The following is a 20749-nucleotide window of genomic DNA, read 5'->3' on the forward strand; positions in this document are numbered from 1 at the left end:
GTGCCGTGGAGGTGGGTGCGGCAACTCCCCTCTCCCGTTAGGGAGAGGTGGGATCGTCCTCCAGCCGCCGCTCGGGCGGGCCGTTGTAGGTCCACAGCCATTCGCGCGGCAGGGGGCCCTTGTTGCGGGCGGGCTCGCCGGTCTGCTCCCAGGCATGGGCCAGCACGCCCACCGAGCGCGACAGGATGAACAGGCCGCGGCACAGCGCAGGCGGGAAGCCGAGCTCGCCGTAGACCACCGCCGTCGCCCCGTCGATGTTGAGGGGGATGCGCCGGCCCTTGCGGGCCTCGATCGCGGCCTCGACCGCCTCGGCGACGTCAGCGAAGCGTCCTGACACGGTGCCGGCCGCGGCGGCCTCGCGCACCAGGGCGAGGAGGCGCGGCGAGCGCGGGTCGACGGGGTGGAAGCGGTGGCCGAAGCCCGGCACGAACCCGCCCTCCTCCGCAAAGAACCGGTCGAGGCGCGCCGAGACCGCCGCGTCGAGCCCGGCGCCCCCGTCCATGGCGGCGGCGACGTCGCCGAACAGGGCGAGCGCCGCCTCCCCCGCCCCGCCATGCACGTCGCCGAGCACGTTGATGGCGGAGGCCATGGCGCCGTTGATCCCGATCCCGCAGGTCGCGGCCATGCGGGCGATGGCGATGGAGGGGGCCTGGGGCCCGTGATCGACGGCCGCCGCGAGCGCGTGGCCGAGCAGCGCCGCCTGGGGCTCCGAGGGCAGCTCGCCCCGCAGCATGAGCCAGATCATGGCGGGGAAGCTCACCCGCCCGATCAGGTCCTCGATGGGGTAGCCGCGCAGGCGGATGAGGCCTGGGCTCATCTCGATGATGGCGGTGGTCCACCAATCCTCGGCACGCCCGCGCTCGCTCATGGCTTGTCTCCGAGGATCTCGTCCTGATGCTCGCCGAGCGCGGGCGGCGGCCGGCCGGGCCGGGGCGCCTCGCCGTCGACGAGGAAGCCGCCGCGCACCACGGTGAGCGGACGCCCGACGCCCGGCACGGCCTCGAAGCGGGTCGTCATGGCGCGCTCCCTCACCTGCGGCTCGGCGAGCGCCTGCGGCACGCCGAGCACCCGGCCCGCCGGCACGCCGGCGCGGTTGAGGCGCTCCTCCCAGGCGGCCGCCGTGTCGGCGGCGAGCGCCGCCTCGATCTCGGCGTTGAGCGCCGCGCGGTTGCGCTTGCGGGTCTCGCGCTCGGAAAAGCGCGGATCGGCGGCGAGCTCCGGGCGGCCGATGAGGCGGCAGAGCGCCACGAACTGGTCGCCCTTGTTGGCCGCGATATTGAGAAGCCCCTCGCCTGTGCGGAAGGTGCCCGAGGGCGCCGCCGTCATGTTCTCGTTGCCCATCGGCATGGGCTCGACGTCGGCCGTGAGATAGTTCGAGACGGGCCAGCCCAGCGCGCTGAGCGTGCTCTCCAGCATGGACACGTCGAGCACCGCGCCCTCGCCCGTATTGGCGCGCCGCACGAGGGCCGCCGCGATGGCGAAAGCGCCGAACAGGCCGCCCAGCGTGTCGCAGACGGGATAGCCGACCCTGAGAGGCGCCGTCTCCGGCGTGCCGGTGATGCTCATCACCCCCGACAGGCCCTGGATGATCTGGTCGTAGGCCGGGTTGCCCTTGAGCGGCCCCGTCTGGCCGAACCCTGAGATGGCGCAATAGATCAGGTCCGGGCGGCGCGCCCGCAGGGTCTCGACGGAGAAGCCGAGGCGGTCCATGACGCCGGGGCGGAAGTTTTCCAGCACCACGTCGGCACTGGCGACGAGGTCGAGGAAGGCGGACCGGTCTGCCTCAGCTTTCAGGTCGAGCACCACGGAGCGCTTGCCGGCGTTCTGGGCGAGGAAGGACGCGCCCATGCGCGCCTCGTTGAGGGCGGGCGAGGCGCCGAGCTGGCGGGCCAGGTCCCCGTCCGGCGCCTCGACCTTGATCACGTCGGCGCCGAGCAGGGCGAGCTGGTAGCCGCAATAGGGGCCGGCCAGCACGTTGGTGAGGTCGAGGACGCGGATGCCCGCGAGGAGGGCGGTCACGGCATGCGCCCCCGCCCCATTGCTCCTAAGAGGCTCGGTCCCCCTTTGGGAAGGATCCACGTCACAGGTGCACGAGCGACCCCTGTCATCCCCGGCCGGAACTCGCGTGGCGAGTGGAGGGGAAGGGGATCCAGCGCAATCATTGCTGCCGCGCAGCGGCACGACTTGGCCCGCCAAGGGCCCTGGTCGGGCAAAAGGCGTCGCTTCGCGACCAGAGCTGTGCTGGATCCCCTTCCCCTCCGCCCTGACGGGCTCCGGCCGGGGATGACAGGCGAGATCGCGGCACTCGCCGATCCTTCCCCCTGCGTGGGAGAGGGGGGTCTACGCATCGCCCGGCACATGCTCGGGGCCCCTGTGCTGGCGGCGGGTGGCGAGGTCCCACAGGCGGGGGCCGAGCAGCGCCAGAACGGCGATGGCGAGGAGGGCGGCGGAGAGGGGCTGGGTGAAGAACACCGTCCAGTCGCCGTTGTTGATCGACATGGCGCGGCGGAACTCCGTCTCGGCGAGGGGCCCCAGGATCATGCCGATGATCACGGGGGCGGTGGGGAAGTCGTAGCGGCGCATGACGAAGCCGATGCCGCCGAGCACGTAGAGCAGGATCAGGTCCACGGGCGATTGCGAGATGCCGTAGGTGCCGATCGTCGCGAAGACGAGGATGCCCGCATAGAGGAGCGGCGCCGGGATCTTGAGGATGCGCACCCACAGCCCGATGAGGGGCAGGTTGAGGACGAGGAGCACCACGTTGGCGATGTAGAGCGAGGCGATGAGGCCCCAGACCAGGGCGGGCTGGGTCTGGAACAGGAGCGGCCCGGGATTGATGCCGTAGCTCTGGAAGGCCGAGAGCATGATGGCGGCGGTGGCCGAGGTGGGCAGCCCCAGCGTCAGCATCGGCACGAGGACGCCCGCGGCGGAGGCGTTGTTGGCCGCCTCCGGGCCCGCCACGCCCTCGATGGCGCCCACCGTGCCGAACTCCTCGGGCTTCCTCGAGAAGCGCTTCTCGACCCAATAGGACAGGAAGGTGGGAATCTCGGCACCGCCCGCCGGCATGGCGCCGATGGGAAAGCCGAGCGCCGTGCCCCGCAGCCACGGTTTCCACGAGCGCGACCATTCCTCGCGCGTCATGTAGAGCGAGCCGCGCAAGGGGATGATCTCGTCCTTGCCCGCATAGCGCCGCGAGGCGACGTAGAGGGTCTCGCCCACCGCGAAGAGGCCGACGGCCACGACGATGACGTTGACCCCGTCGAGGAGCTCCAGGATGCCGAAGGTGAAGCGCGGCTGGCCCGTCTGCCCGTCGATCCCGATCATGCCGAGATAGAAGCCCAGGAACAGGGCCGCGAGACCCCGCACGGCGGAGGCGCCGAGCACCGCCGAGACGGTCACGAAGGCGAGCACCATGAGGCTGAAATATTCGGCCGGGCCGAACTTCAGGGCGAACTCCACGACGACGGGGGCAAGGAACGTGATGCCCATCGTGCCCACCGTGCCGGCCACGAAGGAACCGATGGCGGAGGTGGCGAGCGCCGCGCCGGCGCGCCCTGAGCGCGCCATGCGGTTGCCCTCCATCGCGGTCACGATGGTGGCGCTCTCGCCGGGGGTGTTCAGCAGGATCGAGGTGGTCGAGCCGCCATACATGGCGCCGTAATAGATCCCGGCGAAGAGGATGAAGGCGGCGGTGGGGTCGACCTTGAAGGTGATGGGCAGGAGAAGCGCGATGGTGAGCGCCGGCCCAAGGCCCGGCAGCACGCCGATGGCGGTGCCGAGCGTCGTGCCCACGAGGCACCACATCAGGTTGTTGGGGGTCAGCGCGACGGCAAATCCGCCCGCGAGCGACGATAGGGATTCCACGCCGATCTCCTCAGCGCCGCCCCGGGCGGGGCGCGCTCAACCACACAGCCCGGATCCGCCGGGCGGCCTAGCCGCCCAGCAGGTTCTCCAGGAAGCCCGCCCCGATATTGACGCCGAGCGTCCGGGCGAAGCCGAAATAGGCCAGGAGCGCGAGCACGAGGCCGATGCCGGCGTTGCGCACCACGTGGCGGTCGCCGAAGGCATAGGCGACCAGCACGAAGAGGATGGTCGAGGCGAGGGAGAAGCCCAGCGGCCCGATCAGGGTCACGTTGGCGACGAGCGCCACCGTGAGCACCGCCACCGCGCGCCAGTCGGGGGCGACCTCCTTCTCCTCCTCGGGCTGCCAGCCGCCGCGAAGGCCCCGCCACAGGAGGAGCGCGCCCAGGAGCGCGATCCCTCCCGTCGTGATGTAGGGCAGGACCCGCGGGCCCACCTTGGCATAAAGCGGCGAGACGGGGATCTGCTCCGTCTGCCACAGCACGAGGCCGGCGAAGGCAAGCGTGCCCAGGCCGATGAAGGCCTCGGGCAGCGCGATCCGCATGCGGTCCATCCGGCGCTCCTGCCAGGGTGATCAGGCCGCGAGGCCGAGATCCTTGAGGATCGCCTCGATGCGCGCGTTCTCCTCGGCGACGAACTTCGCGTAGGCGTCGCCGGTGAGCAGGATGCCCGTCCAGTCGCGCTTCTTCAGCTCCTCCTGCCAGGCGGAGCTCGCCGCCATCTTCTCCACGAGGGAGACGAGGGTCTTCTTCTGCTCCTCGCTGGCGCCCGGAGGCGCGAAGACGCCGCGCCAGTTGAACAGCTCCACATCGACGCCGCTCTCCTTGAGGGTCGGGGCGTCGATGCCCTCCTGGCGCTTGTCGGCCGAGATGGCCAGCAGCCGCAGCTTGCCCGCCTTCACCTGCTCGGCGAACTCGCCATACCCTGAGATGCCCGCCGCCACCTGGTTGCCGAGGAGCGCCGCGAGCGCCTGGCCGCCGCCCGCATAGGGGATGTAGTTGAGCTTCGAGGGCGTCACGCCCGCCGCCTTGCCGATCATGCCGAGCAGGATGTGGTCCGATCCGCCCGCCGAGCCGCCCGCCACGGGCACCTTGGAGGCGTCGGCCTTCATGGCGTCCACCATGTCCTTGGCGGTCTTGAACGGCGACTGGGCCGGTACGACCACGGCGAGGAACTCGCCCGTGAGGCGGGCGATCGGGGTGGTCTGGGCGAGCTTCACGGGCGACTTGTTGGCGATGAGCGCGCCGACCATCACCATGCCGGCCACCATCATGGCGTTGGGGCGGTTGCGCCACTGGCCGACGAATTGCGGCAGGCCCACCGCGCCGCCGGCGCCGGGCACGTTGGTGATCTGGGCGGTGCCGATGAGCTTCTCGCCGCGCATCACGAGCTCGATGGCCCGCGCGGTCTGGTCCCAGCCGCCGCCCGGCGCCGCGGGCACGAAGAGCTGGAGCTGGTCGACGCTCTGGGCGTGGCCCGCGCCCGCGAAGCCGAGGACGGACGCGGCCGCGCCCGCGGCCAGGAATTGACGACGATCGATCACGTGAACGCTCCTCCCGTAACGGGCCCGTCATAGGTTGCGGGCCCTTGGACAGTTCAGGCGCGTACTTGACCGGAAAAGATGCCCTTGGGCAATAGGAGCGCGCGCCGGGCGGGGCAGCGATCGGGGTTGCGGGCCCCGTTTGCTGCCAGGCCCGCAACCCTGCGGTGTCGCGGCGTCAGGGCTTCAGCTCGGCCCCGGGCTTCGTGGCGCCGGTGAACTCCACCTTGACGCCCTTCTCGACCATGCCGGCCAGCTCCTCGGCATCCCAGTTCGTGAGCCGCACGCAGCCATGCGACGCGGTCTTGCCGACCTTCGCGGGGTCGGGCGTCCCATGGATGCCGTAGGTGTCCTTCGACAAATCGATCCAGACCGAGCCCACGGGGTTGTTCGGGCCCGCCTTGATGGTGAAGGCCTTCTTCGCCTCCACCCCCTTGAACTGGTACTTGTCCGGCCGGTAGGTGTAGGTGGGGTTCGGAGCCACCGCCGTCACCTCGTGGACGCCCTCGGGGGTCGGCTTGTCCTCGCTGCCGATCGTGGCCGGGTAATAGGCGACGAGGCTGCCGTCCTCGGCGAAGGCGCGCAGCGCCTTGGCGGAGCGGTCGACCTCGATGCGCCGGACCTTCGCCTCGGGCTTCGGGGTCTCGACGTCGGCCACCAGGATCCGGGTGCCGGCCTTGTCGAAGCTCTTGCCGGGATTGAGCGCCTCGAGCAGGTCCTCGTCCATGTGGAAGCGCTCGGCGAGCATCTCCTCGGGGCTCGTATAGCCGAGCCGGTCGAGCTCCGCCTTGTCCTCGAACCGCTCCGGGATCTCCTTCGTGAAGGGGCCTTTCAGGTCCGCGTCGGTGATCGTGTATTCCTTGAGGGCGGGCCGGGCATCGGCCTCGGCGAGCCGCGCCAGGACCTCCGGATCGATCTCCCCGTCCTCCTTCAGCCCGTGCTGGCGCTCGAACGCCCGGACGGCGAGCCCGACATTCTCGCCCCGGCGGCCGTCGATGACGCCCGGCGAGAAGCGCGCGCGGTCGAGCAGCACCTGCGCCCGGAGGATCGCGGGGCTCACCCCCTTCACGGCCTTGGCCGAGAGGTCGGCGCCGTTCACGGCGTCGAGGGACAGCCCTTGAGCCTGCAGCGCCGTGGAGGCGAGACAGAGGAAGCCGGCCGCGAGGCCGGCGGTGATGCGCTTTCGCTCCGCCACGGGGCGTTCTCCTGACCAGACGAGCGGGGCATGGGGCCCCGCGCGCTTGGGAGGAAAGGCCGCGACAGGGGCAAGAGTTCCGCGCCCGCGGGTGCGGCGTTCGAAGCGATAGGATCGCCGGCCTATCGCGTCCCGGGGCGCCCCTCAGTCGGGCCGGCGGCGGCCGAAATCGGGCTCCGGGGTCTCCTGCCCCTGCGTGATGATGGAGCGGCGGATGGCGCGGGTGCGGGTGAAGAGGTTGAACAGGGCGTCGCCGTCGTCCCAGCGGATGGCGCGGGCGAGCAGCGCGATGTCCTCGTTGAGCCGCCCCAGCATCTCCAGCACGGCGCCCTTGTTGTGCAGGAAGATGTCGCGCCACATGGTCGGGTCGGAGGCGGCGATGCGGGTGAAGTCGCGAAAGCCGCCGGCCGAGAACTTGATCACCTCGGACTGGGTCACGGTTTCCAGGTCCGCCGCGGTGCCCACGATGTTGTAGGCGATGAGGTGGGGCACGTGGCTCGTGATGGCGAGCACGAGGTCGTGGTGCTCGGGCGTCATGATCTCGACGTTCGAGCCCATGGCCGTCCAGAAGGCGCGCACTCGCTCCAGCGCCTCGGGGGGCGTGCCCTCGGGCGGCGTGAGGATGCACCAGCGGTTCAGGAACAGGGTGGGGAAGCCGGATTCGGGCCCCGAATGCTCCGTGCCCGCCACCGGGTGGGCCGGGACGAAGGCGACGCCCTCGGGCAGATGGGGCGCCACCTGCGCCACCACCGACGCCTTCACCGAGCCCACGTCCGAGACGACGGCGCCGGGCTTCAACCCGTCGCGGATCGCCGCCGCCACCGTGCCGCAGGCGCCCACCGGCACGCACAGGATCACGTGGTCGCAATCGCGCACGCCGGCGAGCGCGTCGCCCGTCGCCTCGTCGGCGATCCCGAGATCGCGCACGCGCCCGACCACGCCCTCGTCCCGGTCGATCGCCACGATGGTGCGGGCAAGTCCCATCTCCCGCGCGGCCCGCGCGATGGAGGAGCCGATGAGGCCCACGCCGATGAGGGCGAGGCGCTCGAAGATGGGCTCGGCCCGCGGGGCCCCGAGACGGTCCGTCACCCGCTCAAGCCCTCATGAAGAGGCCGAGCGCCTCGACCACGAGGCGGTTGGCTTCCGCGTCGCCGATGGTGAGGCGCAGCGCGTCGGGCAGCCCGTAGGCCTCGACCCGGCGCAGGACGAGGCCGCGCCCGGTCAGGAAGGCGTCCGCGTCGGCCGCCGTGCGCCCCGCCTCCTGGGGGAAGTGGATCAGCAGGAAGTTGCCCACGCTCGGGGTGACCTTCAGGCCCAGCGCCTCGATCTCGCGGGTGAGCGCGGGCAGCCATTCGTCGTTGTGGGCGAGCGCCGCCGAGAGGTGCGCGTCGTCATGAATCGCCGCGACGCCCGCCGCGATGGCGGGGGCGTTCACGTTGAAGGGCCCGCGGATGCGGTTCACGGCGTCGATCACGTGGGCGGGGCCGACCATCCAGCCAAGCCGCAGGGCCGCGAGCCCGTAGATCTTCGAGAAGGTGCGGGTCATCACCACGTTGTCGGAGGTGGCGACGAGCTCGAGCCCCGAGGCGTAGTCGTTGCGCCGGACATATTCGGCATAGGCCGCGTCGAGCACGAGGAGCACGTGCGGCGGCAGCCCCGCATGCAGGCGCTTCACCTCGTCGAAGGGGATGTAGGTGCCCGTGGGATTGTTGGGGTTGGCGAGGAAGACGATCTTGGTGCGCTCGGTGACGGCGGCGAGGATCGCGTCGACGTCGGCCGTGAGGTCGCGCTCGGGCGCCACCACGGGCGTGCCGCCCGCGGCGAGGATCGCGATGCGGTAGACCAGGAAGCCGTGCTGGCTGAACAGGCCCTCGTCGCCCGGGCCGATATAGGCGGAGGTGAGGAGCGCCAGCAGCTCGTCCGACCCTGCCCCGCACAGGATGCGCGCCGGATCGAGCCCGTATTTCGCCGCGATCGCCTCGCGCAGCGCGCCCGCCGTGCCGTCGGGATAGAGCGCCAGGGTCTCCGCGTTCGCCCGCACCGCCTCCATCGCCTTGGGCGAGGGGCCGAGCGGCGTCTCGTTGGAGGAGAGCTTATGCACCTTCACCCCCGCCGGCGCCTTGCTCTTGCCCGGCACATAGGCCTCGATCGCGAGGACGCCGGGGCGGGGAACGGGACGGGCGGACATGGCGGTACCTGCAAGCGGTCGGTCTTGGCCTGCTCCCTAGCAGGCGCCGCGGGGGAGTTCACGCGGAAAGTGGGGTGATCTCCCGGGGGGAGATCACCCCACCTGGAACCGCTCGGCATGCCCACCCACCTCGTGCAGCGCGCCGGGCCCGACGCCCGCCTCCGTCAGCACGGCCTCGACGCGCTCGCGGGGATGCGCGCCGCCCACCGCGAGGAGCGCCGAGAGGGTGCCCTGGACGCCGGCGCTGGCGACGATCTCGCCGTCGAGCGCGAGCAGCGCCTCGCGGGCGTCGTCGCGCCAGCGCTCGAAGCGGCCAGCATAGAGCACCACGTCGCGCACGGCGGCGTCGGCGAGCGGCTTGGAGATGCAGAAGACGGGGGTGCCCGCCGGATGGCCGGGGCGCTCGATGAAGGGCAGGCGGGCGATCACCTTCGGCCGCCCCTCACCAACGAGCCCCCGCCACCACGCTCCCGCGGACGCGCCCTGGTCGAGGCGGAACACCCCGAGATCGCCCCGCGACCCTGCCACCGCCTCAATCACCGCCTCGGCGCTCGGATGGGGCATGTAGGGCACCGTGTAGCCGAAATGGAAGCGCGCCGAATCCCGCATCGGCCCGTCCCCGCCCGAGACGTCGGCGTGGACCGAATAGGGCGCCTGGACATAGGTGAAGGTGGCGATGATTACCCGCCAGATCGACTCCACCGTGTCGAGGGGCAGGAGCCCGCCGTGGCGCGCCGCGAGCCGGCGCATGATGTCGATCTCGCGGCCCGGGCGGAAGGCGGAGCCCGATTCCTGCGTGCCCTTGGCCTTGATCAGCCGCTCGATGATCTCGCCCCGCTCCATGAGCAGGCGGTGCATCGCCTCATCCAGGCGGTCGATCTCCCGGCGCAGGTCGGCGAGGGCGAGGGGAGCGGGAGCGTCGGGCATGGAGCGGGCTCGCGTGAGGCGGGGCTCCACCTTGTAGCCGAAACCGGGTCGGTGCGAAGGGTCGGTCCGCCTCATATCAGCAAGCGCAACCTGTCATCCCCGGCCGGAACCGGCCGTAGGTCGGTGGAGGGGAAGGGGATCCAGCGAAACGATGTTGCCGCGCAGCGGCTCACCTTGGCCCGCAAAGGGCCCTGGACGGGCACAAGGTGCGCCTACGGCGCATCAAGTTACGCTGGATCCCCTTCCCCTCCGCCCTGACGGGCTCCGGCCGGGGATGACAGCGGAGAGGCGGCTGCGATCATTCCCCACAAGCGCCCCGCCGCGTTGACGCATCGCCCCGCCCGCAATACCCGAAGGGCATGTTTCTGCTAGAGTCGCGCACCGGACCGCACGAGTAGCCCCCCTCATGCTCTCAGCCCGCCGCATCACCGAGGAAGCCCGGATCCAGGCCGACGAGCCGGCGAGCCCCGTCATGCGCTTTGGCGCCGACGCGCCGCTGGCCATGGACGCGGGGGTGGCGCTGGCGCCCTGGCAGATCGCCTACCAGACCTATGGCAGCCTCAATGCGGAGCGCTCCAACGCGGTGCTCATCTGCCATGCCCTCACGGGCGACCAGCACGTGGCGAACGTCCACCCCGTGACGGGCAAACCTGGGTGGTGGGAGACCCTGATCGGGCCGGGCAAGCCCATCGACACGGACCGCTTCTTCGTGATCTGCGCCAACGTGCTCGGCGGCTGCATGGGGACCACGGGGCCGGCCTCCACCAATCCCGAGACGGGGCAGGCCTACGGCCTCGACTTTCCCCTCGTCACCATCGGCGACATGGTGCGGGCCCAGGCCATGCTGGTGGACCGGCTGGGGATCGAGAGCCTGTTTGCCGTGGTGGGCGGCTCCATGGGCGGGATGCAGGTGCTGCAATGGGCGGCGACCTATCCCGAGCGCGTCTTCGCGGCGCTTCCCATCGCCACGGGCGCGCGGCACTCGGCCCAGAACATCGCCTTCCACGAGGTCGGCCGCCAAGCCGTGATGGCCGATCCGGACTGGCGCGGCGGGCGCTATCTCGACCACGGGGTGCGCCCCCACAAAGGCCTCGCGGTGGCCCGCATGGGGGCGCACGTCACGTACCTGTCGGAGAGCGCGCTGCACCGCAAGTTCGGCCGGCGCCTCCAGGACCGGGCCGCGCCCACCTTCTCCTTCGACGCGGATTTCCAGATCGAGTCCTACCTGCGGCACCAGGGCATCAGCTTCGTCGAGCGCTTCGACGCCAATTCCTATCTCTACGTGACCCGGGCGATGGACTATTTCGACCTCGCGGCGGAGCATGGCGGGGCGCTGGCGGGCGCCTTCCGGGGCGCGCGCACGCGCTTTTGCGTGATCTCCTTCACCTCCGACTGGCTCTTCCCCACCTCCGATTCCCGCGCCATCGTGCATGCGCTGAACGCCGCCGCGGCCCCCGTGAGCTTCGTCGAGATCGAATCCGACAAGGGCCACGACGCCTTCCTCCTGGAGGAGCCGGGCCTGTTCGGCACCATCCGGGGCTTCGTCGAGGCGGCCGCGCGGGCAAGGGGGATCGCATGAGCGAGGAGACCGGCGCCCCGGGCGCGGGCGAGGCGGAGCGCGCGGCCGACGCGCCGGGCCCGGACGAGACCGAGAGCACCCGCCTGTCCGTCAAGGCGGCGGGGGCCTTTCCGGGCGCCACGGTGCTCGGCGGCCTCCTGCCCGGCGGCGACGTGCCGCGCGAGCGCCCGCGCCAGGCCCTCGACCGGGGCAGCCTCGACGATTTCTACGCCCGGGCCGACCACGTCCTCATCGCCGACATGGTGGAGAGCGGCGCCCGGGTGCTGGACGTGGGCTGCGGCGACGGCTCGCTCCTGGCGCTGCTCGCCCGCCGGCGCGGCGTCGACGGGCGCGGGATCGAGCTCTCGCGCCAGAACGTCGGCGAATGCCTCGCCAAGGGGCTCGCCGTGATCCAGGGCGACGCCGACACGGATCTCGCCGACTATCCCGACGACGCCTTCGACTACGTGATCCTGTCCCAGACCATCCAGGCGACGCGCCGCCCGCGCTGGGTCCTGGAGCACATGCTGCGCATCGGCCGGCGCGCCATCGTCACCTTCCCGAATTTCGGCCATTGGCGGGTGCGCATCGAGCTGGGGCTGAAAGGGCGCATGCCCGTGACCGACAACCTGCCCTACAGCTGGTACGACACGCCCAACATCCACTTCTGCACCATCCGCGACTTCGTCTCGCTCTGCCGCGAGGTGGGGGCCGGGATGGAGCGCGCCGTGGCCCTCGACGCCTCCGGCCAGCCGGTGCGCGTCAACCTGCCCTGGTGGGCCTGGAACCTGCTCGGCGACCAGGGCGTGTTCCTGCTGCGGCGCGGGGGCTGAGAGGCCCCTAGTGGTGCGCGTGGCCGGCGTCCCTGGCCCCGATGCCGCGCACCTGGAACGTCACCTCGACGGTGCCGGCGCGCTCGAACCGCAGGGTGCCGCGCACGGCCTGCCCCTCGCGCAGGGGCTCCTTGAGATCCACGAACATCACGTGCATGCCGCCCGGGCGCAGCTCCACGGTCTGGCCGGGCGCGATCTCCAGGCCGCGCTCCAGGGGGCGCATGCGGGCGACGCCGTCGGCCTCGCTGCTCTCGTGCATCTCGAACCCGCCCGCGACGGCGAGCGATCCGCCGACCAGCCGGTCGGGCTCGCGCCCGGTATTGGTGATGCGGATATAGCCCCCCGCCACCTTCGCCCCGCCCGGCGTCGCCCGCGACCAGGGCTGCTCGACGACGAGCGCCCCCGCCCGAACCGGCCCGAGGGACGCCGCCGGAGCGGGCGCCGCCGGCCCGTGGCTGTGCTGGGCCTGCGCCGCAGGGGCGAGGACGAGAAGGGCGAGAAGGGCGGCGGAGCGCAAGGGCATGGCGGAGTCCTGGGGTGACGCGCGGCATATAGGCCGTTTCCGGCGGCGCGGGGAGGGGCGACGTGGAACGCGGCCTCCCTTCTCCCCATGGGAGAGGGGAGGCGCGCCCCCTCCCGCGCTCAGCGACTGCGTGACAGGGGCGGGAAAGCAACTTAAGGGGGACCTTCGAGGAAAGGCGAGCCATGGCGTCCAGCCCCACGACCGCACCGATCGAGTCAGGCCAGGCCGCGGCGTTCGCGGCCCTGTGCGCGGGCGCCGTGGCCATGGGGATCTCGCCCGTCTTCGTGCGCTTCGCCGCCGCGGACGTGGGCCCCTTCGCGAGCGCGTTCTGGCGCGTGGCCCTGGCGCTCCCGGTGCTCTATGCCTGGATGCGCATCGAGGAGGCGGGGCCCGGGCCGGCGCGGCGCTCGTTCACCCCCGCCGCGCTCTTCGCCGGCCTCGCCTTCGCGGGCGACCTGTTCTTCTGGCATCTGTCCATCCTCAACACCACGGTGGCCAACGCCACGTTCTTCGCCACCACGGCGCCAATCTTCGTGGTGCTCGCGAGCTGGCTCGTCCTGAAGCGGCGCGCCTCGCGGGAGACCCTGGCGGGCCTGTCGCTGTGCGTGGCGGGCGGCGTCGCGCTCATCGGGCAGAGCTTCCAGGTCGATCCCGACCGGGTGGTGGGCGATCTCTACGGGGTCGCGACCGCCGTGTTCTTCGCCCTCTATTTTCTGGGCGTCGAGCGCGCCCGGGGCGAGGGCGGCGGCGCGGCGCGGGTGACCTTCGCCCTCACCCTCGTGACCGCGGCGGTGCTGCTCGCGGTGGCGCTCGTCGCGAACGTGACGGCGGGCCACGGCGTCATCCCCCATACGCCGAAAGCCATCGCGGCCCTCGTCGCCATGGCCTTCATCAGCCATGCGGGCGGCCAGGGCCTGCTCGCGGTGGCGCTCGGGCGGCTTCCCGCCACCTTCTCCTCGCTCGTCATCTTCCTGGAGGCGATCGCAGGCGCGGCCTTCGGCTGGATCATCCTGGGCGAGGCCCTCACGCCCGTCCAGATGCTCGGCGGCGCGCTCATCCTGTTCGGAATCTGGTGGGCCCGCCCCCGCCCGAAGCCCGCGCCGGCCCTGCCGTGAGCGCGGAGCAAGCCCTTGCCGGATATCGTCCTTCACGTTTCCTTACCGGCCCCGGCCCCATCATCCCGAATCGCACGCCCGCAAGACCATCGATGACCCCACACCTTCGCCCCTGCCTCGTCGCCCTCGCCCTCGCCGGCGGGCTCGTCGCCGCCTCCGACGCGCGGGCGGACCTGCGCCTGTGCAACATGACCGGCAGCCGGGTCGGGATCTCGCTCGGGTTCCGCGACGGGCAGGGCTGGCTGACCGAGGGCTGGTGGAACCTCGCGCCCCGCGCCTGCGAGACGCTCCTGCGCGGCGCCCTCTCGTCCCGCTACTTCTATCTCTACGCCGTCGACTATGACCGCGGCGGCGAGTGGAGCGGCCGCTCCTTCATGTGCACCCGCGACCGCGAGTTCACCATCCGCGGCGTCGAGGACTGCCTGGCGCGGGGCTACGACCGCAACGGCTTCTTCGAAATCGACACCGGCGACCAGCGCAGCTGGACCGTCCAGCTCACCGACCCCACACGACCCGGAGGCCCGACACGATGAAGCGGATGAGACGGACGAAGATCGTCGCGACCCTAGGCCCCGCCTCCGACACCCCGGAGATGGTGCGCCGCCTCCACGAGGCAGGGGCCGACACCTTCCGCATCAACATGAGCCACCTGCCGCGCGAGGGCTTGCGCGACAAGGTCGCCATGCTGCGCGCGGTCGAGGACCAGGTCCGCCGCCCCATCCCCATCCTCGTCGACCTCCAGGGGCCGAAGCTGCGCGTGGGCGCCTTCCAGGACGGCGGGGCCATGCTCGCCAACGGCGACGCCTTCACCCTCGATTCGAGCGACCTACCCGGCGACGGCGCGCGGGTCCAGATGCCCCACCCCGAGATCCTCGCGGCCCTGGAGCCCGGCCACACCCTCCTCATCGACGACGGCAAGATGCGCCTTCGCGTGAAGGACGTGTCCCGGGGCAAGGCCCTGACGGAGGTCGAGGTCGGCGGGCGCATCTCCAACCGCAAGGGCGTGAGCCTGCCCGACACGCTCCTGCCCATCACCGCCATGACCGAGAAGGACCGCTCGGACCTGGAGGCCGCGCTCGACGTGGGCGTCGAGTGGATCGCGCTCTCCTTCGTGCAGCGCGCCGACGACTTGGCGGATGTGCGCAAGGTGGCCCGCGGCCGGGCGCTGGTGCTCGCCAAGATCGAGAAGCCCCAGGCCATCGTCCATATCGACGACATCATGGAGGCGTCCGACGCCATCATGGTGGCGCGCGGCGACCTTGGCGTCGAGATGCCGCTGGAGCAGGTGCCCGGCCTGCAAAAGCGCCTCACGCGTCTCGCTCGCCGCCAGGGCAAGCCCGTGATCGTCGCGACCCAGATGCTGGAGAGCATGATCACGAGCCCCGTGCCCACCCGCGCCGAGGTCTCGGACGTCGCCACCGCCGTGTTCGAGGGCGCGGATGCCGTGATGCTCTCCGCCGAGAGCGCGTCGGGCCAGTTCCCCGTCGAGTCCGTCGCCACGATGAGCCGGATCGCCGAGGAGGTGGAGCGCGACGCGCTCTACCGCACGATCCTCACGGCCCAGCGCAACGAGCCCGAGGCCACGGGCTCGGACGCCATCGCGGCGGGCGCCCACCAGATCGCCGACACGCTGGGGCTGAAAGCCATCGCGGCCTGGACCTTCTCGGGCTCCACCGCCATGCGGCTGGCCCGCGAGCGCCCCAACGCCACGGTGCTGGCGCTCACCCCCAACCGCGAGACCGCGCGGCGCCTCGGCCTCGTCTGGGGCGTCCACCCCATCGCGACCCGCGACGCCTTCGACATCGACGACATGTCGGCCCGCGCCGCGAAGTTCGCGATCCGCGAGGGCCTCGCCAAGGTGCACGACCGGATCATCGTCGTGGCCGGCATGCCCTTCGGGACGCCCGGCGCCACCAACCTCGTGCGCATCGCCTTCGTGACCCAGGAGCACGCCGCCATGGCGTGAGGGCGCCTCAGCGCCGCCCCGCGTTAACCCTCCGCTAACCATGCACCCGGCAAGACTTGCCGGGCAGCTGTGCGACCGGGGGCGGGTGGAGGATGAGCGATGCGGCGGGTGCCGTCCGGACGGGCGCGGGGCTGGCGGCCCTAGGCCTGGGCAACCTGGCGGGCCGCAAGGACCTGTTCCTCGCCGGCGGCGTCATGGGCATCCTCGTGGTGCTCATCTTCCCGCTGCCGGCGGTCCTGCTCGACCTGCTCCTCGCCGTCTCGATCATCCTCTCCGTGCTGATCCTGATGACGAGCCTCTTCATCGAGGAGCCGCTGGAGTTCTCGTCCTTCCCCACCGTTCTCCTCATCGCCACCATGCTGCGGCTGGCGCTGAACCTCGCCTCGACCCGCCTCATCCTCTCCCAGGGCCATACGGGCTCCTCCGCCGCGGGCCACGTCATCGAGGCCTTCGGGGGCTTCGTGATGGGGGGCAACTTCGTCATCGGGATCATCGTGTTCGCGATCCTGGTGCTCGTGAACTTCGTGGTGATCACCAAGGGCTCGGGGCGCATCGCCGAGGTGGCGGCCCGCTTCACCCTCGACGCCATGCCCGGCAAGCAGATGGCGATCGACGCCGACCTCTCGGCGGGCCTCATCGACGACAAGGAGGCGCGCCGGCGCCGAACGGCGCTCGAGGACGAGGCCTCCTTCTTCGGCGCCATGGACGGCGCCTCCAAGTTCGTGCGCGGCGACGCCATCGCTGGCCTGCTCATCACCTTCATCAACGTGGTCGGCGGCATCGTCATCGGCGTGGCGCAGATGGGTCTCAGCTTCTCGGAGGCCGGCCACACCTACACCCTGCTCACCGTCGGCGACGGCCTCGTCTCGCAGATCCCCGCCCTCGTGGTCTCGACCGCCGCGGGCCTCCTCGTCTCGAAGGCTGGCGTGCGCGGGGCCGCCGACAAGGCTGTGGGGCGCCAGCTCTCGAACTACCCCAAAGCGCTCGGCATGTCGGCGGGCGTCATGGGGATTCTCGCGCTCCTGCCGGGCATCCCTTTCTTGCCCTTCATGGCGCTCGCGGGCGCCGCCGGCTGGCTCGCCTACACGGGCAAGGGGCTCGCCGGGCCCGCGGCCGCGGGGCTCGACGCGGAAGGCCGCCCCCTGGAGGCCGGCGCCGACGCCGCGCCGAAGGAGGAACCGATCGCCGACGTGCTGCGGATCGACGACCTCAAGATCGAGATCGGCTACGCCATCCTGCCCCTCGTCAACGCCGCCGACGGCTCGGACCGGCTCACCGAGCAGATCAAGGCGCTACGCCGCCAGCTCGCCTCCGAGATGGGCTTCGTGATGCCCTCCGTGCGCATCCTCGACAACGTCCAGCTCGAGGCCAACGCCTACGTGGTCCGGGTCAAGGAGATCGAGGCCGGCACGGGCATGGTGTTCCCGGGCCAGTTCATGGCCATGGACCCCATGGGCGGACAGGTCCAGCTGCCGGGCCACCACATGCTGGAGCCCACCTTCGGCCTGCCCGCCACCTGGATCGACGCGGCCCTGCGCGACGACGCCCAGCTGCGCGGCTACACCGTCGTCGACGCCTCCACCGTGATCTCGACGCACCTCACCGAGATCATCAAGGCCCACATGCCGGAGCTCCTCTCGCATATCGAGGTGCAGAAGCTCCTGAAGGAGCTGCCCAAGGAGCACGCCGAGCTCGTCAAGGAGATCGTGCCCTCCCAGATCACCACCACGGGGATCCAGCGGGTGCTGCAGATGCTGCTCGCCGAGCGGGTCTCGATCCGCGACCTCGGCACCATCCTGGAGGGCATCGCCGAGGTGGTGGGGGTGGTGAAAAGCCCCCGCGACGTGGTGGAGCACGTGCGCGGCCGCCTCGCCCGCCAGATCTGCGCCCAGTACACGGGCCCGCACGGCCAGCTGCCGATCATCACCCTCTCGGCGGGCTGGGAGCAGGCCTTCCTGGAATCGATCGTCGGCCAGGGCGAGGACCGCCACCTCGCCATGCAGCCCTCGCGCCTCACCGAGTTCGTCCACCAGGTTCGCGATCGCTTCGAGGACGCCGCCCGCATGGGCGAGATGCCCGTCCTCGTCACCTCCGTCCAGTCCCGCCCCTTCGTCCGCTCCATCATCGAGCGCTTCCGCCGCGAGACCGCCGTCATGAGCCAGGGCGAGATCCACCCGCGCGTGCGCCTGAAGACGGTGGGGAGCGTCTAGCTCCCCTCCCCCTTGTGGGGAGGGGCTGGGGGTGGGGGTCGAAAAGTCGGAGCGGCGGATCGGGAGGGGCGCATGCAGGGTCGTACAGCCCTATCCTGGAATGGTCCCTCTCGCGTCCCGACCCCCACCCCTAACCCTCCCCGCAAGGGGGAGGGGGATAGCCTTCAGCCCGGCCCCGGGGCCGGCGGCTGCGGCGCCCCCGTCCCCACATTCTCCCGCAGCGCCTTGGCGAGGCGGTTGCGCTCGAAGGAGAGGACCACGACGAGGCCGAAGGCGAGGGGGATGAGGAGGTAGAACAGGCGGAAGATGAGGAGCGCCGCCAGCACCTGCGCCTTGGGCGCGTCGGGCATGGCCGTGATGAAGATGAGCTCGAACACGCCCAGGCCCCCCGGCGCGTGCGAGATCAGGGCCGCCGAGAACGAGGCTAGGAACACGGCGAGCACCACCCAATAGCCCGGGTTTCCGGCCTCGGGCAGGGCGAAATAGATGATGCCGGCGGCTCCCAGGAGCTCCAGGGGCGCGGCGAAGAGCTGGCGAAGCGCGATGCCGGGCCGGGGATATTCGAGCCGGAAGGTGCGGATCACGAGGGGCTTGAAGCCGAGGATCGAGCCGATCGTGTAGAGCGCCACGAAGCCCAGGAGCCCGAGGCCGATGAGGCGGGCCGTGGTGGCGTTGGTGAGGAAGTCGGGCAGGAGCCCGTCGAGCCGCGCCATCACCTGCGGCTCGAGGGTGAGCACGAGCCCGCCGAGCAGGATCGTGCCCAGGCCGAAGGTGAAGGAGCAAAGCGCCACGAGCACCGCCACCTGTCCCGTGCTCAGGCCCTTCGAGGAATAGGCCCGATAGCGCACCATCGCGCCCGAGAACACCGAGGCGCCGATATTGTGCGAGAGCGCGTAGGTGGTGAACGAGCACATGGCCACGAACACCCACGAGATGTGCCGCACGCCCAGATGCAGGAGCGCGATGCGGTCGTACCAGGCCAGCGCCGCATAGGCCACGAGGGTCGAGAGGGCGGCGAGCAGGTACTGGGTCGGGGTGATGGCCTCCAGGCTCGCCACGATGTCGCGCGCCGAGATCGCCCTCATCTCCTTGAACAGAAGCCACCCCGAGAACACCACCGCGAGCAGGCCGATCACCGGCCAGACATATTCAAGCTTGCTCTTCATGGGGACGGCATCTCGGGGACGGGGCGCTTGGGCCGGAGGCTGCTCCTCTCATAGCGCGGGACGGTGCAAAAGGCGAATTCACAAGCCCCGCGCCTCCAGCCAGTCGAGAACCGCGCCGGCGGTCTCCTCGGCGTCGTCGTCGAGCATGAGGAAGTGCCCCATCCGAGGCACGATCCGCACCTGGCCGCCGTGGTAGAACGCCGTCCGCCGGGTCGAGACGGGCCAGACCAGGCGGTCGTCCGCGCCGCCGAGCACCAAGGCCGGCACGCCGATCGCGGCCGCCGGCAGGATGGGCCCCGGCAGATGCGCCTCCGCGAGCGCCCGGGCCGATTCCGGGGTCATGCGCGCCGCGTAGCGCGCCGCCCGGCGCACCGGCACGCCCTCGGAGAACAGGACCCGCAGGAGCGCGTCCGAGATCGGCGCGCGCTCGCGGGCGAGCGAGCCCATGAAGCTCTCCGACCAGATCAGCGGCTCGGTGAGCGCGAGCCTCGGCCCAACCACCGCAAGCCCTTCGGGCGGCAGGGAGCCGAGCAGCACCAGGCCGCGCAAGGGCAAGCGCCCGAGCGCGAGCTGCGCCAGGAGCCCGCCGAGGGAATGGCCGACCAGGATCGGCGGCTCGCGCAACGACGCCACGACCCGGCGCAGGTCGGCACCGAAATCCGCGAGGCTCGTGGTGTCGAGGGCCTCGTGCCCCTCGCTTCGCCCATGCCCCCTGAGGCTCACGGCCGCGACCGCGCGCCCGCGCCGCGCCAGGAACGGCATCATCCGCTCCGCCCAGATCCAGGCGCCGCCGAAGGCACCATGCACGAACAGGATCGGCGCGCCCCGCGACGGCCCGGGCGGGCCCGCGGCGACGATCTCCAGGGCCGGGCCGTCCCCGCCGCCGAGCATGCGCGTGGCGAGGGCGGGCGCCTCGTCCGGCGCGGCGCCGAACGCCACCGTCACCGCCTCCCCCCGCCGGTGGATGGGACGTGTGGTTCGCGCTTGCGCATCAGGGGGGCTCCTGCTCGTCTGAGGGTCCCCTTATAAAGCCCGTTTCCCCGGTTCGATCCCATGCTGAAAGACGGCTACACCGACATTGCACCCGGCAAGATCGCCGCGGTGGTGACCTATCTTGCCATGACGGCGCCGCCTGTGGATCTCGAGCGCCCCGCCCTCGACCTCGCCCCCCTGCGGGGCGACCCTGCGCGCTACCGGGCGCTGTTTCGCCGCGTGGGCGAGCCGTGGCTCTGGTTCGGCCGCGCTGGGCTCAGCGACGACGCCCTCGCCCGGATCATCGACGATCCCGCCGTCGAGGCCTACGCCCTGCGCCACGACGGCGCCGACGCCGGCCTCCTGGAGCTCGATTTCCGAAATCCCGGCGAGTGCGAGCTCGGCTATTTCGGCCTCGTCCCCGAGGCTACGGGCCGGGGCCTGGGCCGATCCCTCATGCGCGAAGCGATCGCCCGGGCCTTCGCCCGTCCGATCGGGCGCTTCTTTGTCCATACCTGCACCCTCGACGATCCCCGCGCCCTGCCCTTCTACATCCGCGCCGGCTTTCGTCCCTACAAGCGCGCCATCGAGGTCGCCGACGACCCGCGCCTCGCCGGAGCGCTGCCCATGGAGGCCGCGCCCCATTGCCCCGTGCTGCCACCGCAGGATTGACGGCGCGCCCCGGATCCTGTCGA

General features: G+C 71.5%; 19 protein-coding genes. 7 read left to right on the plus strand and 12 right to left on the minus strand.

Annotation, left to right across the window (positions count from 1 at the left end; all coding sequences use genetic code 11):
• Window positions 1-37: 37 nt before the first annotated feature.
• The 9 genes from F0L46_RS18255 to F0L46_RS18295 form a co-directional block, all read right to left on the minus strand.
• Window positions 38-868 (minus strand): citryl-CoA lyase, encoded by an 831-nt coding sequence (locus tag F0L46_RS18255; protein ID WP_149820178.1) that lies wholly within the window; start codon window positions 866-868, stop codon window positions 38-40.
• Window positions 865-2019 (minus strand): CaiB/BaiF CoA transferase family protein, encoded by a 1155-nt coding sequence (locus tag F0L46_RS18260; protein WP_149820180.1) that lies wholly within the window; start codon window positions 2017-2019, stop codon window positions 865-867. The genes F0L46_RS18255 and F0L46_RS18260 overlap by 4 nt, the downstream gene beginning before the upstream one ends.
• A 321-nt stretch (window positions 2020-2340) precedes the next feature.
• Window positions 2341-3864, minus strand: a complete 1524-nt coding sequence (locus F0L46_RS18265) for a tripartite tricarboxylate transporter permease (RefSeq protein ID WP_149820182.1) — start codon at window positions 3862-3864, stop codon at window positions 2341-2343.
• A gap of 67 nt (window positions 3865-3931) precedes the next feature.
• Window positions 3932-4414, minus strand: coding sequence for a tripartite tricarboxylate transporter TctB family protein (locus F0L46_RS18270; RefSeq protein ID WP_149820184.1), 483 nt, complete (start codon window positions 4412-4414; stop codon window positions 3932-3934).
• A 21-nt stretch (window positions 4415-4435) separates the two neighbouring features.
• Complete coding sequence (locus F0L46_RS18275) at window positions 4436-5404, minus strand: Bug family tripartite tricarboxylate transporter substrate binding protein (RefSeq protein WP_149820186.1); 969 nt, start codon at window positions 5402-5404, stop codon at window positions 4436-4438.
• A 175-nt stretch (window positions 5405-5579) separates the two neighbouring features.
• Window positions 5580-6596, minus strand: coding sequence for a L,D-transpeptidase family protein (locus F0L46_RS18280; RefSeq protein ID WP_149820188.1), 1017 nt, complete (start codon window positions 6594-6596; stop codon window positions 5580-5582).
• Between the two features lie 144 nt (window positions 6597-6740).
• Window positions 6741-7685, minus strand: a complete 945-nt coding sequence (locus tag F0L46_RS18285) for a prephenate/arogenate dehydrogenase family protein (RefSeq protein ID WP_149820190.1) — start codon at window positions 7683-7685, stop codon at window positions 6741-6743.
• Window positions 7686-7689: 4 nt separating this feature from the next.
• Entirely contained in the window at window positions 7690-8784 is a 1095-nt protein-coding gene (hisC, locus tag F0L46_RS18290; RefSeq protein ID WP_149820193.1) for a histidinol-phosphate transaminase, read from the minus strand.
• 93 nt (window positions 8785-8877) lie between these two features.
• Entirely contained in the window at window positions 8878-9711 is an 834-nt protein-coding gene (locus F0L46_RS18295) for a chorismate mutase (RefSeq protein WP_149820195.1), read from the minus strand.
• A gap of 406 nt (window positions 9712-10117) precedes the next feature.
• Here F0L46_RS18295 and metX point away from each other — a divergent pair, with 406 nt between their 5' ends.
• Together metX and metW are read left to right on the plus strand one after the other, a co-directional pair.
• Complete coding sequence (gene metX, locus F0L46_RS18300) at window positions 10118-11290, plus strand: homoserine O-acetyltransferase MetX (RefSeq protein WP_149820196.1); 1173 nt, start codon at window positions 10118-10120, stop codon at window positions 11288-11290.
• A gap of 152 nt (window positions 11291-11442) precedes the next feature.
• Complete coding sequence (metW, locus tag F0L46_RS18305) at window positions 11443-12102, plus strand: methionine biosynthesis protein MetW (RefSeq protein ID WP_276315606.1); 660 nt, start codon at window positions 11443-11445, stop codon at window positions 12100-12102.
• A 7-nt stretch (window positions 12103-12109) separates the two neighbouring features.
• On the opposite strand, the gene F0L46_RS18310 is transcribed toward metW, so the two are convergent.
• Window positions 12110-12625 carry a copper chaperone PCu(A)C gene (locus F0L46_RS18310; RefSeq protein ID WP_149820200.1) on the minus strand — a complete coding sequence of 172 codons (516 nt, stop codon included), beginning with the start codon at window positions 12623-12625 and terminating at the stop codon, window positions 12110-12112.
• 182 nt (window positions 12626-12807) lie between these two features.
• Here F0L46_RS18310 and F0L46_RS18315 point away from each other — a divergent pair, with 182 nt between their 5' ends.
• The 4 genes from F0L46_RS18315 to flhA all read left to right on the plus strand — a co-directional run bounded on the left by F0L46_RS18315 (window position 12808) and on the right by flhA (window position 17916).
• On the plus strand, window positions 12808-13740 hold the full coding sequence (locus F0L46_RS18315; protein WP_149820202.1) for a DMT family transporter: 933 nt from the start codon (window positions 12808-12810) through the stop codon (window positions 13738-13740).
• Between the two features lie 92 nt (window positions 13741-13832).
• A complete protein-coding gene (locus tag F0L46_RS18320) occupies window positions 13833-14273 on the plus strand; it encodes a DUF1036 domain-containing protein (RefSeq protein WP_149820204.1) in 441 nt (146 codons plus the stop codon).
• Window positions 14270-15706, plus strand: coding sequence for a pyruvate kinase (gene pyk / locus F0L46_RS18325; protein WP_149820206.1), 1437 nt, complete (start codon window positions 14270-14272; stop codon window positions 15704-15706). The genes F0L46_RS18320 and pyk overlap by 4 nt, the downstream gene beginning before the upstream one ends.
• A gap of 92 nt (window positions 15707-15798) precedes the next feature.
• Window positions 15799-17916 carry a flagellar biosynthesis protein FlhA gene (gene flhA, locus F0L46_RS18330; RefSeq protein WP_149820208.1) on the plus strand — a complete coding sequence of 706 codons (2118 nt, stop codon included), beginning with the start codon at window positions 15799-15801 and terminating at the stop codon, window positions 17914-17916.
• 164 nt (window positions 17917-18080) lie between these two features.
• Here the strand turns inward: flhA and F0L46_RS18335 are convergent, their stop codons facing one another.
• Window positions 18081-19082 carry a lysylphosphatidylglycerol synthase domain-containing protein gene (locus tag F0L46_RS18335; RefSeq protein WP_149820210.1) on the minus strand — a complete coding sequence of 334 codons (1002 nt, stop codon included), beginning with the start codon at window positions 19080-19082 and terminating at the stop codon, window positions 18081-18083.
• Between the two features lie 78 nt (window positions 19083-19160).
• The gene (locus tag F0L46_RS18340; RefSeq protein WP_240540054.1) at window positions 19161-20021 is read right to left on the minus strand and encodes an alpha/beta hydrolase; all 861 of its coding nucleotides are present in this window, start codon (window positions 20019-20021) and stop codon (window positions 19161-19163) included.
• 114 nt (window positions 20022-20135) lie between these two features.
• Here F0L46_RS18340 and F0L46_RS18345 point away from each other — a divergent pair, with 114 nt between their 5' ends.
• Window positions 20136-20726 carry a GNAT family N-acetyltransferase gene (locus F0L46_RS18345; protein WP_149820212.1) on the plus strand — a complete coding sequence of 197 codons (591 nt, stop codon included), beginning with the start codon at window positions 20136-20138 and terminating at the stop codon, window positions 20724-20726.
• The last annotated feature ends 23 nt before the right edge of the window (window positions 20727-20749 follow it).

Origin of the sequence: Salinarimonas soli, from assembly GCF_008386575.1 — a bacterium.
Classification (GTDB): domain Bacteria; phylum Pseudomonadota; class Alphaproteobacteria; order Rhizobiales; family Beijerinckiaceae; genus Salinarimonas_A; species Salinarimonas_A soli.

What these genes read in the sequence shown, in the direction of transcription:
- F0L46_RS18255 (WP_149820178.1), bottom strand. Translation starts at nt 868, where the DNA reads ATGAGCGAGCGCGGGCGTGCCGAGGATTGGTGGACCACCGCCATCATC.
- F0L46_RS18310 (WP_149820200.1), bottom strand. Translation starts at nt 12,625, where the DNA reads ATGCCCTTGCGCTCCGCCGCCCTTCTCGCCCTTCTCGTCCTCGCCCCT.
- F0L46_RS18345 (WP_149820212.1), top strand. Translation starts at nt 20,136, where the DNA reads ATGCTGAAAGACGGCTACACCGACATTGCACCCGGCAAGATCGCCGCG.
- flhA (WP_149820208.1), top strand. Translation starts at nt 15,799, where the DNA reads ATGAGCGATGCGGCGGGTGCCGTCCGGACGGGCGCGGGGCTGGCGGCC.
- hisC (WP_149820193.1), bottom strand. Translation starts at nt 8,784, where the DNA reads ATGTCCGCCCGTCCCGTTCCCCGCCCCGGCGTCCTCGCGATCGAGGCC.
- F0L46_RS18320 (WP_149820204.1), top strand. Translation starts at nt 13,833, where the DNA reads ATGACCCCACACCTTCGCCCCTGCCTCGTCGCCCTCGCCCTCGCCGGC.
- F0L46_RS18295 (WP_149820195.1), bottom strand. Translation starts at nt 9,711, where the DNA reads ATGCCCGACGCTCCCGCTCCCCTCGCCCTCGCCGACCTGCGCCGGGAG.
- metX (WP_149820196.1), top strand. Translation starts at nt 10,118, where the DNA reads ATGCTCTCAGCCCGCCGCATCACCGAGGAAGCCCGGATCCAGGCCGAC.
- F0L46_RS18315 (WP_149820202.1), top strand. Translation starts at nt 12,808, where the DNA reads ATGGCGTCCAGCCCCACGACCGCACCGATCGAGTCAGGCCAGGCCGCG.
- F0L46_RS18335 (WP_149820210.1), bottom strand. Translation starts at nt 19,082, where the DNA reads ATGAAGAGCAAGCTTGAATATGTCTGGCCGGTGATCGGCCTGCTCGCG.
- pyk (WP_149820206.1), top strand. Translation starts at nt 14,270, where the DNA reads ATGAAGCGGATGAGACGGACGAAGATCGTCGCGACCCTAGGCCCCGCC.
- F0L46_RS18270 (WP_149820184.1), bottom strand. Translation starts at nt 4,414, where the DNA reads ATGGACCGCATGCGGATCGCGCTGCCCGAGGCCTTCATCGGCCTGGGC.